The organism is Paraburkholderia sp. ZP32-5 (genome assembly GCF_021390495.1).
Classification (GTDB): Bacteria; Pseudomonadota; Gammaproteobacteria; order Burkholderiales; family Burkholderiaceae; genus Paraburkholderia.
This window is the reverse complement of record NZ_JAJEJP010000001.1, coordinates 3,888,627-3,903,824: the sequence shown is the minus strand read 5'-3', so window position 1 is coordinate 3,903,824 and position 15,198 is coordinate 3,888,627. Positions and strand designations below refer to the sequence as shown.

Sequence of the window (15,198 nt, the reverse complement as noted above, 5' to 3'; positions counted from 1 at the left end):
CACGGCTCGCGAAATTCGCAGATAGGAAATCGGCTATAGTGCGAAGGCTTGTCGCACCGGCCTTGCTGCCTTTTATTCGCTGGCAGGCAGCATGGAAAGAGCCTTAAAAGTCCTGGAGACCGGTCTATTCGTACAAAGGAGGGCGATGCAATCTTCAGTCAGGGTCGTGGTTGCGGATGACCATCCGGTTATTCTTTTTGGCGCCGAACATGCGCTGCTCAAATTCCCCGGTCTGCAGGTCGTGGGACGCGCGCGGCAGTCCACCGAACTCGTCGATGTGCTCCAAACCACCGCCTGCGACGTGCTCGTCACCGATCTCGCGATGCCGGGCGGCCGCTATGGCGATGGCTTGCAGCTGATCGACTATCTACGCCGCAATTTCCCGACGCTGCCGATCGTCGTGCTGACGATGCTCGAGAATCCCGCGCTGCTCAAGCGGCTTCGCGAACTCGGCGTAACGGCTGTCGTCAACAAATCGGATGACATGAGCCATATCGGGGTCGCGGTTCAGCGCGTTAGCCGTAATCTCGAATACATGAGTCCGTCGGTGAAGGCGGTGCTCGATACATTGCGAATAAATTCACGCGGCAAGAATACCGAGACGATGCTGTCCAGGCGCGAACTGGAGGTCGTGCGGTTATTCGTGTCCGGTCTGACGATCAAGGAAATTTCCACGCTGCTGAATCGCAGCATCAAGACGATCAGCACGCAGAAGAACGCGGCGATGCGCAAGCTCGGGATCGACCGAGATTCCGAACTGTTCCAGTACGCGCAGAGCAATGGCTTGATGAATCAGGCTTCGCATCCGACGGACGACGTGGCCGGCGAGTCCTAAGTTCACACACGGTTTGGCCGGGTCATCGGCGCTGAAAAAAAAAGCCGCCTGTCGCGAGACAGGCGGCTTTTTGGTTCAGTGCTCAGCGGCTTACTGCGGCGAAGCGGTGGCGCCGCCGTGCGCGGCCGACCATTCGGCCGGCGCGTGCAGGAATTTTTCCACTTCGTCGAGCGTCTTCGTGTCGAAGTACTTGTTGTCCTTCGCGACGCGCAGCACGTCCCACCACGTGGCGAGCGCGTGCAGATCGACGTCGATGTCCTTCAGCACGGACACGCTTTCCTTGAAGATGTTGTAGTGGAACAGCACGAAGCAGTGATTCACCGTCGCGCCGGCGGTGCGCAGCGCGTTGATGAAGTTGATCTTGCTGCGGCTGTCGGTGGTCAGGTCTTCGACCAGCAGCACGCGCTGGCCTTCGGTCAGCAGACCTTCGATCTGCGCGTTACGGCCGAAACCCTTCGGCTTCTTGCGCACGTATTGCATCGGCACCATCAGGCGATCGGACAGCCATGCCGCGAACGGGATGCCGGCGGTTTCGCCGCCGGCGACCGCGTCGATCTGCTCATAGCCGACGTCGCGCAGAATCGTCGCTTCGGCCATTTCCATCAGGCCGCGGCGCACGCGCGGGTAGGAGATCAGCTTGCGGCAGTCGATATACACCGGGCTCGCCCAGCCGGACGTGAAGATATACGGTTTCTCCGCGTTGAAATGCACTGCTTGCACTTCGAGCAGCATCTTGGCGGTCGTGTCGGAGATCGTCTGGCGATCGAAGCCTGTCATGGGCGGATCCTTCGGAGTGAGCGGGGGAGAAGCGGGCGCTGGGCCCGATGGCGCAGCAAGCGGGGTATGCCGCGCCATGCTGGGCGGAATACGCGGCCGGCTTGTGTTGCAGACCGGCTTTTGCTGCGCGCGTTGGGCGGCTATTTTACCCGAAATGGGGGTTGCCGAGGAGGCGTGTCGCGCGTGACGGCGAGGCCCGCGTCAGGCTAGCTTGTGTTCACGCGATTTTCATCGGCGTTGCGTGACGCGGCGTGCTGTCGCCTTCGGAATGCTTTCAGTCCGGACGCGTCCGCACGGTACACGACCGGGCTGCAAGAGACCGCTCGCCACATCGCGGATACCCCGCACGGATGCGGCATCGCAGCATTTATCGGCCGCTGTTTCGCGGATGGTGAAGCCTGGTTAACCAATCGGTGCATCGACTCATCCGGGGTGTACACTGATCGACCCGCGAAGCTCTCCACATCGTCCCGTCCTTCGCCGAGGTAAGGCATCGCGCCCGATCGGCGCGAGCGAAAACCGCCTCGGCCGGCTATCTGTCCGGCAACTGCAAGCGGAGCAACGGTGGGGTGCCCCGGGCCCAATTACTTACGTCTCGCAGGCCTAGAAATGGACGAACAACTTAAGCAAAGCGCTCTCGCCTACCACCAGAATCCGAAACCCGGCAAGATTTCGGTCACGCCCACCAAGCCGCTGTCGAATCAGCTCGACCTGTCGCTGGCTTACTCGCCGGGCGTCGCCGCGGCCTGTATGGCGATCTACGAAACCCCGCTCGATGCGCAGAAGTACACCTCGCGCGGCAACCTCGTCGGCGTGATCACGAACGGCACCGCGGTGCTCGGCCTCGGCAACATCGGCCCGCTCGCCGCCAAGCCGGTGATGGAAGGCAAGGGGTGTCTGTTCAAGAAGTTCGCCGGCATCGACGTGTTTGACATCGAACTGAACGAGTCCGATCCGGACAAGCTCGTCGAGGCGATCGCGATGCTCGAGCCGACGCTCGGCGGCATCAACCTCGAAGACATCAAGGCGCCCGAGTGCTTCTACATCGAGAAGAAGCTGCGCGAGCGCATGAAGATTCCGGTCTTCCACGACGATCAGCACGGCACCGCGATCATCGCATCGGCTGCGATCCTGAACGGCCTGAAGGTGGTCGGCAAGAAGCTCGACGAAGTGAAACTGGTCTGCTCTGGCGCTGGCGCCGCGGCGATTGCGTGTCTGGATCTGCTGGTCAACCTCGGCCTGTCGAAGCAGAACATCCTCGTCACCGACTCGAAGGGCGTGATCTACGAAGGTCGCGGCAATCTCGATCCGTCGAAGGAGCGCTACGCGGCCAACACCGATGCGCGCACGCTCGCCGACGCGATCCGTGGCGCCGACGTGTTCCTCGGCTGCTCGAGCGCTGGTGTGCTGAAGCCCGAGATGGTCGTCGAAATGGGCACGCAGCCGCTGATCCTCGCGCTCGCGAACCCCGAGCCGGAAATCCGTCCGGAAGACGCGAAGAAGGTGCGCCCGGATGCGATCATCGCGACGGGCCGTTCGGACTATCCGAACCAGGTCAACAACGTGCTGTGCTTCCCGTTCATCTTCCGTGGCGCGCTCGATGTCGGCGCAACCACGATCACCGAAGAGATGAAGCTCGCCTGCGTGCGCGCGATCGCCGAGCTGGCCGAAGAAACCGACCAGGGCGATGAAGTCGCGAAGGCCTACGAAGGCCACTCGCTCGAATTCGGCCCGGAGTACCTGATTCCGAAGCCGTTCGACCCGCGCCTGATCATCAAGATCGCGCCGGCCGTCGCGCAGGCCGCAATGGATTCGGGCGTCGCAACCCGTCCGATCAAGGACATGGACGCGTACCGCGAAGAACTCGGCACTACCGTCTACCGCACCGGCATGGTGATGCGGCCGGTGTTCGCCGCGGCGAAGGCCGCGCCTGCGCGCATCGTGTTCGCCGAAGGCGAAGATGAGCGCGTGCTGCGCGCCGCGCAGTTCGTGCTGCTGGAAAAGATCGCCAAGCCGATCCTGGTCGGCCGGCCGTCGGTGATCGAGATGCGTCTGAAGAAGATGGGCTCGAAACTGAAGTGCGGCGAGGACTTCGAGATCGTCGATCCGGAAGACGATCCGCGCTACCAGCAGTGCTGGCAGGCCTATCACGAACTCGGCGCGCGCGCGGGTGTAACGCCGGATGTCGCGAAGGCCGCGATGCGCAAGTTCAACACGCTGATCGGCGCGATCCTGGTGCGTCTGGGCGAAGCCGACGGCATGATCTGCGGGATGATCGGCCAGTACCACACGCATCTGAACTTCATCGACCAGGTGCTCGGCAAGGCCGACGACGTGCAGAACTTCGCCGCGATGAACCTGCTGATGCTGCCGGGCCGCAACCTGTTCATCTGCGACACGTACGTGAACGAAATGCCGACGGCTGAACAGCTCGCCGACATGACGTTGCTCGCCGCGCGCGAGATCGAGAAGTTCGGCATTACGCCGAAGGTCGCGCTGCTGTCGAACTCGAACTTCGGCAGCGCGCCGTCGTCGTCTTCGCAGCGCATGGCTGCCGCGCGCAAGCTGATCGCCGAACGCGCACCGTCGCTGGAAATCGACGGCGAAATGCACGGTGATGCGGCGCTGTCGGAAACGATCCGCAAGGCTGCGTTCCCCGGCACGACGCTCGCTGGTGAAGCGAACCTGCTGATCATGCCGAATGTCGAAGCGGCGAATATCGCGTACAACCTGCTGAAGGTGGTGGGCGGTGAAGGCGTGACGGTCGGGCCGTTCCTGCTCGGCGCGGAAAAGCCGGTGCATATCCTGACGCCGGCTGCGACCGTGCGGCGGATCATCAATATGACGGCGGTGGCTTCGGCGAACGCGCGCAAGGCGGTCAACGCGAAGTAAGGCATGCGCCTATAACGAGGCCGTGACGGCCTCGGCAGCCTTGACAAAAAACGCTACGGGACTTCGGTCCCGTAGCGGTTTTTTATGGCGAGAAAAAAGGCGGCGGTCCGTAAAAACCGTCGCCTTTCTGGTGGCAAGCGATGCCTGCTTGCCGGACGGCACGCTGATTCGAATTCAGCCCGTCAAACCGGCACGGGCCTTAAAAACAACGCAGGATCAAGCCGCGTGCTGCGTCTTGCCGGCATCGGACGAACGCCAGCGCGTCAGCAACTCGTTCCACTTGATCCGGACACCCTTCAGGTTGTTCTCCTTCACGTGCCCATAGCCGCGGATGCCGTCCGGCAGATTCGCCAGCTCGACCGCGAGGTCGCGCTTCTGCGCGGTCAACCCGCCGATCAGCTCACGCACCAGCGCCTCGTACTCGCCGATCAACGCCCGCTCGGTGCGACGCTCATCGGTTTTGCCGAATACGTCGAGCGCGGTGCCGCGCAGGAACTTGAGTTTGGCGAGCAGCGGCATCGTGCGGAACATCCATGGGCCGTACTTCTTCTTCACCAGATGCCCGTGCGCGTCCGTCTTCGACAGCGTCGGCGGCGCGAGATGCAGATGCAGCTTCCAGTCGCCTTCGAACGTCGCTTTCAGCTTCTCGATGAACGCCGGGTCGCTGTACAGACGCGCGACTTCGTATTCATCCTTGTACGCCATCAGCTTGTGCAGGTTCTTCGCGACTGCTTCGGTGAGCGGCATCTGGCCGTCGGCGGCATCGAGCGCTTCCTCGGCGGTGCGCACCTGCGCCACCAGCGCGCGATAGCGCTCGGCATACGCGCGGTTCTGCCACGCGGCGAGGTAGTCGGCGCGCTTGTCGATCAGCGTGTCGAGCGCTTTCGGCGTATGCAGCGCGATGATCTTGCCGTTCGCGGTATCCGGCGTGTCGGCGCGTCCTTGCGTCTGCGCGAGCTTGCGGACCGCGGCGAGATCGTGCGCGGCACGGCGGCCCCATTCGAACGCCGCGAGGTTCTTTTCGACCTGTACGTTGTTCAACTCGATCGCGCGAACCAGCGATTCATGCGTGAGCGGGACCCAGCCGCGCTGCCACGCGTAGCCGAGCACGAACGGGTTCGTGTAGATCGCGTCGCCGAGCAGCGCGACCGCGAAGTGATTCGCATCGACGCTCGACACGTTGTCGTCGCCCGCGGCGGTGCGCACGTCGGCTTCGGTGCTGCTGCCCGGGAAACGCCAGTTCGGGTTCTTGATCAGCTCGGCGGTCGGCGTGTGCGCGCTGTTCAGCACGACGTGCGTGCGGCCTTCCTGCATCCGCGACACGCATTCGTCACTCGCGGTCACGATCGCATCGCAGCCGATCACGAGGCTCGCTTCGCCCATCGCGATACGGGTTGCGTGGATGTCGGCGGGCTGGTTTGCGATCTGCACGTGGCTCATCACGGCGCCGCCTTTCTGCGCGAGGCCGGTCACGTCGAGCACGGTGACGCCTTTGCTCTCCAGATGCGCGGCCATGCCGAGCAGCGCGCCGATCGTGACGACGCCGGTGCCGCCGACGCCGGTCACGAGCACGCCGTATGGATTGTCAATGGATGGCAGATCGGGTGTCGGCACCGGCGGCATCGCGTCACCAGCGACGCCCGACGCGGCCTTCGGCTTGCGCAACTGGCCGCCTTCCACCGACACGAAGCTCGGGCAGAAGCCGTTCACGCACGAGAAGTCCTTGTTGCAGGTCGACTGGTTAATCTGGCGCTTGGTGCCGTACTCGGTGTCGAGCGGTTCGACCGACAGGCAGTTCGACTTCACCGAGCAATCGCCGCAGCCTTCGCACACCGCTTCGTTGATCACGACGCGCCGTGCCGGATCTGGGTACGCGCCGCGTTTCCTGCGGCGGCGCTTTTCGGTCGCGCAGGTCTGGTCGTAGATCAGGATCGTGGTGCCGGCAACCTCGCGCAGCTGGCGCTGCACGTCGTCGAGCTGGTCGCGATGATGAATGTCGATGCCGGGCGCGAGGCCGACGTTCGCCGTGTACTTTTCCGGCTGGTCGGTGACGATCACGATCTTCGCCGCGCCCTCGGCGGCGAGCTGATGCGTGATCTGCGGCACGGTCAGCACGCCGTCGACCGGCTGGCCGCCGGTCATCGCAACCGCGTCGTTGTACAGCAGCTTGTAGGTGATGTTCGCCTTCGACGCGATCGCCGCGCGAATCGCCAGCAGCCCGGAGTGGAAGTAGGTGCCGTCGCCGAGATTGGCGAACACGTGCTTGTCGTTGGTGAACGGCGCCTGGCCGATCCACGCGACGCCTTCGCCGCCCATCTGGCTGAACGTGCTGGTGCTGCGGTCCATCCAGACTGTCATGTAGTGGCAGCCGATGCCGGCCATCGCGCGCGAGCCTTCCGGCACGTTGGTCGACGTGTTGTGCGGACAGCCCGAGCAGAACCACGGCTTGCGCTCGACTTCGACGCGCGGGCGCGCAAGCGCCTTTTCCTTCGCTTCGATCACCGCGATGCGTGCGGCAATGCGAGCGCGCACGTCCGACGGCAGATCGAACTTGTCGAGCCGCGTGGCGATTGCCTTCGCGATGATCGCGGGCGACAGCTCGTAGTGCGCCGGCAGCAGCCAGTTGCCCATCGGCACCGACCATTCGCCGCCCGCTCCATCCTTCTCGTCGAACTTGCCGAACACGCGCGGACGCTGCGCGTCGGGCCAGTTGTACAGCTCTTCCTTGATCGCATATTCGAGGATCTGACGCTTTTCCTCGACCACCAGGATTTCGTGGAGGCCACGCGCGAACGCCTGCGCGCCCTGCGCTTCGAGCGGCCACACGCAGCCGACCTTGTACAGACGGATGCCGATGCGCGAGCAGGTTTCGTCGTCGAGACCGAGGTCGGTCAGCGCCTGGCGCACGTCGAGATAAGCCTTGCCGCCGGTCATGATGCCGAAGCGCGCATGCGGCGAATCGATTTCGACGCGGTCGAGCTTGTTCGCGCGCACGTAGGCGAGGCCGGCGTACCACTTGTAGTCGAGCAGCCGCGCTTCCTGCACGAGCGGCGGATCGGGCCAGCGGATGTTCAGGCCACCTTCCGGCATCATGAAATCTTCCGGCAGGATGATCTGCGTGCGATGCGGATCGATATCGACCGAAGCGGACGATTCGACCACGTCGGTCACGCACTTCATCGCGACCCACAGGCCCGAGTAGCGGCTCATCGCCCAGCCGTGCAGGCCGAAGTCGAGATATTCCTGCACGTTCGACGGAAACAGCACCGGCAGGCCGCAGGCCTTGAAGATGTGTTCGGATTGGTGCGCGAGCGTCGAGGATTTGGCTGCGTGGTCGTCGCCGGCCAGCACCAGAACGCCGCCGTGCCGCGACGAGCCGGCTGAGTTGCCGTGCTTGAACACGTCGCCGGAGCGGTCGACGCCAGGGCCCTTGCCGTACCACATCGAAAACACGCCGTCGTATTTGGCGCTCGGGTACAGATTGACCTGCTGCGAGCCCCACACGGCGGTGGCCGCGAGGTCTTCGTTGACGCCGGGCTGGAACACGACCTGGTGGGCGGCGAGATGCTGCTTGGCTTTCCACAGCGACAGATCGAGTCCGCCGAGTGGCGATCCACGGTAGCCGGAGATGAAGCCGGCCGTATTGAGGCCGGCGGCGCGGTCGCGTTCCTGCTGCAGCATCGGCAGGCGAACCAGCGCCTGGATACCGCTCATATACGCGCGGCCGCGTTCGAGGGTGTATTTGTCGTCGAGCGTGACGGAAGACAACGCGGCTTCGAGCGAGGCTCGCTGACCAGCGTCTAGCGGGGCATTCATTATGTGTACTCCTCCACTCAGCTTGGGATCACCAAAACTTTTCTGGCCCCGGCATCTTGTGAATGCTGGGGCCGGGGTCGTCATATTGACGTGTTTAAAGCGATGGTAGCACTGGTGGAAACCCGCCGCAGTGGGTTCGGAACGGCTTGCGCGCAGGCGGATTTTCGGACGGATCGGCGCGCGTTGCTTGCGTGTTCCATGCATTTGTCCTGCATTTGGGCTCGAATACGCTTCTATTGCGATTGCGCATGTAACAAGCTGTAAAACCTACAAATTTGCGGAACCGTAGTGAAAACCACTGTCTAATCCCCGACCTGCGAGCAATGCCCGTGTAACGCCGCGCATTCGGCGCGGCTTCGGGGCAGCAGGGCAGTCAGACAAGGAGTACGCATGAACACTAGAAACATCCAGACCTTCCTGATGGTTTCCGCCGCCTTTTTCGCGATGAGCGCGCCGGCGCGGTCGAACCCGGGCAGTATGGGCGCACTGTCGAACGCGATCAGCCGCACCGCGCGGGTTGCACCGGCGCGGCTCGCCGCGAACCGGGATGAGCGCTTTATCCTTACGGACGAGCGCAAGCAGAATTCATGACGCTTCGCGTGGGCGACGCGTCTTTTGACAACCGGCCGCTGGCCACGATGAGGACGGCGGCGTAGATGGATAAAAGGGCGAGGATCTTGCGATCCTCGCCCTTTTTTATCTGCTGGCCGTTTTGCGGACAGCGCGGCGTGATCAGCTCTTGTCCTGCACCACGCCGCGGCGGATCTGATCGAGTTCGATCGATTCGAACAGCGCCTTGAAGTTGCCCTCGCCGAAGCCCTGATTGCCCTTGCGCTGGATGATCTCGAAGAAGATCGGGCCGATCTGGTTTTCGGTGAAGATCTGCAGCAGCAGGTCGTTCGGCGCGCCGTCGATCAGGATTTTGCGCTTGCGCAGTTCGTCGAGCGGCTCGCCGTGATTCGGCACGCGGCGGTCCACGAGCTCGTAGTAGGTGTCGATCGTGTCGAGCAGCGAGATGTTCGACGCGCGCAGGCCGTCGACCGTGCGATAGATGTCGCTGCTGCCGAGCGCGATGTGCTGAATTCCCTCGCCGTGGTACGCGTCGAGATATTCCTGGATCTGGCCGGCGGTGTCCGAACCTTCCTCGTTGATCGGAATCCGGATCTTGCCGCACGGCGAGGTCATCGCCTTGGACTTCACGCCGGTCACCTTGCCTTCGATATCGAAGTAACGCACTTCGCGGAAGTTGAACAGGCGCTCGTAGAACTCCGCCCATTCCTGCATGCGGCCGCGATGCACGTTATGCGTGAGGTGATCGATATAGGTGAGGCCGTGGCCGACCGGATTCGGATTCGCGCCGGGAATCGGTTCGAAGTCGACGTCGTAGATATCGATATCGCCGATGCTGTTCGGCGTTGCTCCATTCTTGCCGCGCCAGCGATCGACGAAATAGATCAGCGAATCGCCGATGCCCTTGATCGCCGGGATGTTCAGCTCCATCGGGCCGGTCTTGTTGTCGAAGCCCCACGCGCCTTTTTCGAGCGCCTGGCTGTAGGCCTTCGCGGCATCCTGCACGCGAAACGCGATCGCGCAGATCGACGGGCCGTGCAGGCGGGTGAAGCGCTGCGCGAACGAATCCTTTTCCGCGTTGACGATGAAGTTGATGTCGCCCTGACGATACAGCGTCACGTCCTTATGCCGATGCCGCGCGACGGCGGTGAAGCCCATCTGCTCGAACAGTTTGCCGAGTGCTTTCGGGTCCGGCGCCGTGTATTCGATGAATTCGAAGCCATCGGTACCGAGCGGATTTTCCCAGCTTGAAACCTGCATTGTGTGTCTCCAATCCCATGCGAGCTTTTGCGAAGCGCCACGTATCAGCGCAAAAAACGGTCGCTTGAACGTGACCGCGTAGCAGAAAGTGTAGAACTGTATGGAGGGCAAAAACTTGCGAACTTAGTCGTACAACATTACGCTGAAAGCAGGATATAGCGTATTTCAAGAAAACAACGGCAGAAAATGGCTAACCCAGAAATAGACGCAATCGACCGGCGTATTCTCGCCATCCTTCAGGAGAACGGCCGGCTCTCGAATCAGGAGATTGCCGAGCGGATCAATCTGTCGCCGAGTCCCTGTCTGCGGCGGATCCGCCGGCTAGAGGAAACTGGGGTGATTCGCGGCTATGTCGCGCTGCTCGACGCGCAGCGGCTGGGGCTCGATCTACTCGCGTATGTCAGCGTACGGCTGGAAAAGGGCGGTGGCCGCGCGTTCAGTCCGCCTGGCGAGGCAACGCACGCCGATCTGTTCGGCGCGGCGGTGCAGACGTGGCCGGAAGTCGTCGCCTGCCATGCGATGACCGGCGAGATGGACTATCTGCTGCGTGTCCAGGTCGAGGACATGGCGCATTTTTCGCGCTTCGTGCAGGACCAGTTGCTGCGGCATCCGTCGGTGATCGACGTGAAGTCGAGTTTTTCGCTAGAGAAGATCAAGGAAACGACCGCACTGCCGATTCTCTAGGTCGCAGCGCGCGGTAAGCGGTTTCGCATGCATGGTCCGACCAGCGTGCCGCAGACAAAAAAAGGGCGACCTTGCGGCCGCCCTTCACATTTCCCCGTAGCGTTTATTCAGGCAGCGACAGCCGCCGGCATGAACGACTCGAACAGTCGCGATGCCTGGCGCGCGTGGCGCTTGAGTGCGTAGTCGAACACGGCGGCCTGCTCCTGCAGCATTTCGGCGAGGATGCTCGACTGATCGGCCGGTGCCAGCGTCAGATAGGCGTCGGCTTCGCCGTATGCGTATTCGATCTTCATACCGGCTTTTTTCGCGATGTGCATCATCGTCGAGTTGCGTGACAGGCAGTGGATGTACAGCATCGTCACGTGCGTGTTGCGGCTGCGGATCGCGGCGCGCTCGAACAGCTTCGAGCCGACGCCCTGGCCGCGCGCGCTTTCGATCACGGACACGCCGAATTCGGCGGTGCGCTTGTCGCCTTCCGCCGGCAGATAAGCCAGATGGCCGACGCCGCTCAACTCCAGCTTGCTGTTGAACACGCCGAACACGGTGTCGCGCGTGAACTCGATTCCGCGCACGTAGTTTTCGATTACGTGGTTCGGCACGAACTGGCCGAAACGCAGCAGACGGTCGTCTTCGTCGAGCGACAGGAAGTGAGTCAGCAGCCGGTCGCGATCGAGCGCGGTGAGTTCGCGAACCAGAATGGGCGCACGGCCGCCAGACAGCGATGCACGATCGTTCAGCGCGATCGGCTCGGCGGTGCCAGGTGTCAGCGTATTCATGGTCGGGTTCTCCTTTTGATCAGGCGGTGTGATGCACCGCAAAATCAATTTTAGCGGAAACCCGAAGCCATCACTAGGGAAAACCCGTATAAAAATCCGAGAGGGTTATCTAAACCGTACATCGAATTTGTATAGGATTATGATTTTAAAGAAAAATATTGAGGCGGAGTGTGGCTGTGGCAAGGCGCCGCCTGTCCTCGTGCGGCGCATCTATTCGTTATGAATATTGCTGCTCCGCGTCATATGGTGGCTTGCGGCGGCTTTCTTGCGATCGATTCGGCGGTTCAGCCACCGCCACCGCGTCATTTCGCCGGCGCCGACCCCAAACCATGCTCGACCATGCCCACCACCTGCTCGGCGAACTCGCTGTAGCCCATCCGTCCGTCCGGCTTTAACCAGGTGAACGTCCAGTTGATCATGCCGAACACCATCATCGTCAGCGCGGTCTGATTGTCGCGGGTCGCCCGCTCGGGATAAGCGCGCGCGAGCTGGCGCGCGAAGGCGGCCACGACATCGCGCTGGCGATTCAGGATGATCTCGCGTTGCGCGTCGACCAGATACTTGACGTCATTGAGTAGCGCGACGTGCCGGCTGTGCGACGTCTCGTATTCCGACAGAAACGCACGGATCAGCTCGGCGAAAGTTTCTCGCTCGCTGAGTCCACGCCGCTGGCTCAAGCCCTCCACCTCGGCGATGATCAGCATCAGTCGCTTCGTGTAGCGATCGAGCAGATCGAACAGGATCGCTTCCTTGCTCTCGTAATAGTGATAAAGGCGCGCTTTCGAGGTGCCGCTCGCCGCGGCGAGATCCGCCATCGATGTGCTCGGATAGCTGGTCAGCGCGAATTTGGCGGCGGCGAGTTCGAGGATCTGCTCGCGTTGGGTTTCGTGGTCGGGGGCTCTGGTGCGGGCCATAGTCGTCTGTTTTTATGGATGTGAGCAAAGCTCGAGCGAGCGCCACGCGTTCGCGTCGCCACGCAAGCGCATGCGGCGCACGGCGGCGAGTTCGCGCATGCGCCACAGCACGATGCTGTCGCTGACGAGAAACCATTGCTCGGCGCTCATCACGTCGGCGGCGACGCGCGCGGCGGGCTGCCAGTCTTCGGTTGCGCGCTGGAGGATCAGCGCGTCGAGTTCCGCGAAGCTGCCGCTCGTGAACGTGTTGTCGCGCCAGCGTCGCGTCTCGCCGTTCGCATGCTTGGCTTCCTGCCATTCGAGTGCCAGCCGGCTGATGCGCAGTACGGAAATCGGCGCGGCGTCCGGCAGACGGGTCAGCAACACGTCCGGTGCGAACATGCCGACCGACGTCGCGCGATCCTTGCGGCTATGCGCCCACGCGAGCGGATCGGTGAGGTCGGCAATCGACAGACGCACCTCGTTCAGGCGCTGCGGGCTATTGCGCAGGTAGTAGCAGACGCGGCGCAGCATCAATTGATCGGACGAGCTTTCGCCGTGCCAGACCACCAGATTCGCGCTGCTGTTCACGAAGCTGTTCAGCGTCGCGGCCTGTTCGCGGAATTCCCGCACGAAATCGCGCCGCGTGTCGGCGCTGACGCGTTCCCAGAAGCCGGCCCGCAGTTGTGGACCGTCGTCGGCCCCACGCAGCGGACCGACGGCCAGATCGTCCCGTAACGGTTGGACGCGATCTTCGCGGCCGGCCTGGGCCAGTGCGGCGCGCAGTGATTCGGCGGCGACGTCGCCATTGGTGAGGTGAATCGTGCTCATTGGCAAGGACTGGCTATGACGCTAGCGGCTGTGACAAAAGAGGCCGCTCGCCGAACGGAACCCGATGTTCCGATCGACGAGCGGCCCCTAGTGTAAGCGGATAGCGAAATGGCTGAAAGCGCCGGCGGCTGCCGTGCTGTCCGGGGCGGTGCCGACGCCACACAGCCCCGAACTGCGACAACGCCGTCGCTGCCCTCGAATCAACGCTCGTCGTAGCTCACCACCACGCGATCGCTGACCGGATGACATTGGCAGGTCAGCACGAAGCCGTCGCGGATCTCATGCTCTTCCAGCGTGTAGTTCTTTTCCATCTTCACTTCGCCTTCGAGCACCTTCGCGCGACAGGTGCAGCACACGCCGCCCTTGCACGCATACGGCAACGCGAGCCCCGCGCGCAGGCCAACGTCGAGCACGCTGACGCCCTGGTACGGCAGACGCAGCTTGCGCCGCTTGCCGTCGAGCACGATTTCGAGGTCGGCGGCCGGTGTGTCTTCGGTGATTTCGACAGGCGGCACGCCCGCTTGCGGCAGCGGCGTGCCGAAACGCTCGACGTGCACCTTGGCGGGCGGCACGCCGGCCGCCTTCAGCGCGGCTTCGGCGGCATCCATCATCGGCGCGGGGCCGCAGATAAACGCTTCGTCGATCGCCTCGGCCGGGACCAGGTGCTCGATAAAAGCCGCGCACTTTTCCTGATCGAGCACGCCGTTGAACAGCTCGACGTCCTGCAGATCGTCGGACAGCACGTGATACAGCACGAAGCGGTTCATGAAGCGGTTCTTCAGATCTTCGAGCTCTTCGGCGAACATGATCTGGTCGACGCTGCGATTGCCGTACACCAGCGTGAAGGTGCTGCGCGGCTCGATTTCGAGCGTCGTCTTGATGATCGCGAGCACCGGCGTGATGCCCGAGCCGCCCGAAAACGCGACGTACTGCTGCCCCTGATCGGCGTTCAGGTGGGTGAAGAAGCGGCCGTCCGGCGTCATCACGTCGATCGTGTGGCCGGGTTGCAGCGTGTCGAACGCGAAGTTCGAGAAGCGTCCGCCGCGCACGCGCTTGATGCCGATGCGCAGTTCGCCGTCGCGGTCGTAATCGGTGACGCCGACGCAGATCGAATACGAGCGGCGGGTTTCTTCACCGTCGATATGCGTCTTCAGCGTGACGAACTGGCCCTGCGTGAAGCGATACTGGTCGCGCAGTTCGACCGGGACTTCGAACGCGACCGACACGGCATCGGCGGTTTCGGGACGCACTTCGCGGATACGCAGCGGATGAAATTGCGGGGTGGCCATATCAATACGGTTTGAAGTAGTCGAAGGGTTCGCGGCAGTCGATACAGCGGTACAGCGCCTTGCAGGCGGTCGAGCCGAATTGCGCGAGCCGCTCGGTATGCGCGGAGCCGCAGCGCGGGCAGACCGGCGCCGGTAGCGCGCGCGGGATGAAGCGCAGCACTTTTTCCTGTGGCGCGGACGCCGCCGAGCCGCATTGGCCGGTGGGCGGCGCGATGCCGTACGCGCGAAGCTTTTCGCGGGCGTCGGCGGTGATCCAGTCAGTGGTCCAGGCCGGTGCCAGCACGGTGGCGACCCGATACGGCGTGAGTTCCGCCGCATCGAGCGCGCGGCCGATGTCTTCGGCAATCTGCGACATCGCCGGGCAACCGGAGTACGTCGGCGTGATCACGACTTCGAGCGCACCGTCGGCGGCGCGTCGCACGTCGCGCAGAATGCCGAGCTCGCGGATCGATACCACCGGGATTTCTGGATCGGGTACCGCTTCGAGCACGTTCCACACGCGGGCGAGCATCGCATCGGCCGGCTTGGCCGGGTGCGCTGGCGCGGCGCTGAACAGGGCGGTCGAGGTCGTCATC

General features: G+C 63.0%; 12 protein-coding genes. 4 read left to right on the top strand and 8 right to left on the bottom strand.

The features are described 5' to 3' along the window. Positions 1–145: 145 nt before the first annotated feature. Complete coding sequence (locus L0U82_RS17050; protein ID WP_233832457.1) at positions 146–835, top strand: response regulator; 690 nt, start codon at positions 146–148, stop codon at positions 833–835. A 90-nt stretch (positions 836–925) separates the two neighbouring features. On the opposite strand, the gene L0U82_RS17045 is transcribed toward L0U82_RS17050, so the two are convergent. Beyond that, complete coding sequence (locus L0U82_RS17045; protein WP_233832456.1) at positions 926–1,612, bottom strand: orotate phosphoribosyltransferase; 687 nt, start codon at positions 1,610–1,612, stop codon at positions 926–928. 609 nt (positions 1,613–2,221) lie between these two features. On the opposite strand from L0U82_RS17045, the gene L0U82_RS17040 reads away from it, so the two are divergent. Next, on the top strand, positions 2,222–4,504 hold the full coding sequence (locus L0U82_RS17040; protein WP_233832454.1) for an NADP-dependent malic enzyme: 2,283 nt from the start codon (positions 2,222–2,224) through the stop codon (positions 4,502–4,504). Positions 4,505–4,720: 216 nt separating this feature from the next. On the opposite strand, the gene L0U82_RS17035 is transcribed toward L0U82_RS17040, so the two are convergent. Next, positions 4,721–8,320: an indolepyruvate ferredoxin oxidoreductase family protein gene (locus L0U82_RS17035; protein ID WP_233832453.1), complete on the bottom strand. Its 3,600-nt coding sequence runs from the start codon at positions 8,318–8,320 to the stop codon at positions 4,721–4,723. Positions 8,321–8,710: 390 nt separating this feature from the next. On the opposite strand from L0U82_RS17035, the gene L0U82_RS17030 reads away from it, so the two are divergent. After that, complete coding sequence (locus L0U82_RS17030) at positions 8,711–8,911, top strand: hypothetical protein (RefSeq protein WP_233832452.1); 201 nt, start codon at positions 8,711–8,713, stop codon at positions 8,909–8,911. Positions 8,912–9,052: 141 nt separating this feature from the next. Here the strand turns inward: L0U82_RS17030 and hppD are convergent, their stop codons facing one another. After that, positions 9,053–10,150, bottom strand: coding sequence for a 4-hydroxyphenylpyruvate dioxygenase (hppD, locus tag L0U82_RS17025; protein ID WP_233832450.1), 1,098 nt, complete (start codon positions 10,148–10,150; stop codon positions 9,053–9,055). A gap of 186 nt (positions 10,151–10,336) precedes the next feature. On the opposite strand from hppD, the gene L0U82_RS17020 reads away from it, so the two are divergent. Further along, a complete protein-coding gene (locus L0U82_RS17020; protein WP_233832448.1) occupies positions 10,337–10,834 on the top strand; it encodes an Lrp/AsnC family transcriptional regulator in 498 nt (165 codons plus the stop codon). A gap of 107 nt (positions 10,835–10,941) precedes the next feature. On the opposite strand, the gene L0U82_RS17015 is transcribed toward L0U82_RS17020, so the two are convergent. The 5 genes from L0U82_RS17015 to paaD form a co-directional block, all read right to left on the bottom strand. Next, a complete protein-coding gene (locus tag L0U82_RS17015; protein WP_233832447.1) occupies positions 10,942–11,610 on the bottom strand; it encodes a GNAT family N-acetyltransferase in 669 nt (222 codons plus the stop codon). A gap of 302 nt (positions 11,611–11,912) precedes the next feature. Continuing rightward, the gene (locus tag L0U82_RS17010) at positions 11,913–12,524 is read right to left on the bottom strand and encodes a TetR/AcrR family transcriptional regulator (RefSeq protein WP_233832446.1); all 612 of its coding nucleotides are present in this window, start codon (positions 12,522–12,524) and stop codon (positions 11,913–11,915) included. Positions 12,525–12,536: 12 nt separating this feature from the next. Further along, positions 12,537–13,334 (bottom strand): DUF1835 domain-containing protein, encoded by a 798-nt coding sequence (locus tag L0U82_RS17005; protein ID WP_233832444.1) that lies wholly within the window; start codon positions 13,332–13,334, stop codon positions 12,537–12,539. A 200-nt stretch (positions 13,335–13,534) separates the two neighbouring features. Beyond that, positions 13,535–14,623, bottom strand: a complete 1,089-nt coding sequence (paaE, locus tag L0U82_RS17000; protein ID WP_233832443.1) for a 1,2-phenylacetyl-CoA epoxidase subunit PaaE — start codon at positions 14,621–14,623, stop codon at positions 13,535–13,537. Between the two features lies 1 nt (position 14,624). After that, positions 14,625–15,197 carry a 1,2-phenylacetyl-CoA epoxidase subunit PaaD gene (gene paaD / locus L0U82_RS16995; protein WP_326489729.1) on the bottom strand — a complete coding sequence of 191 codons (573 nt, stop codon included), beginning with the start codon at positions 15,195–15,197 and terminating at the stop codon, positions 14,625–14,627. Position 15,198 lies beyond the last annotated feature (1 nt).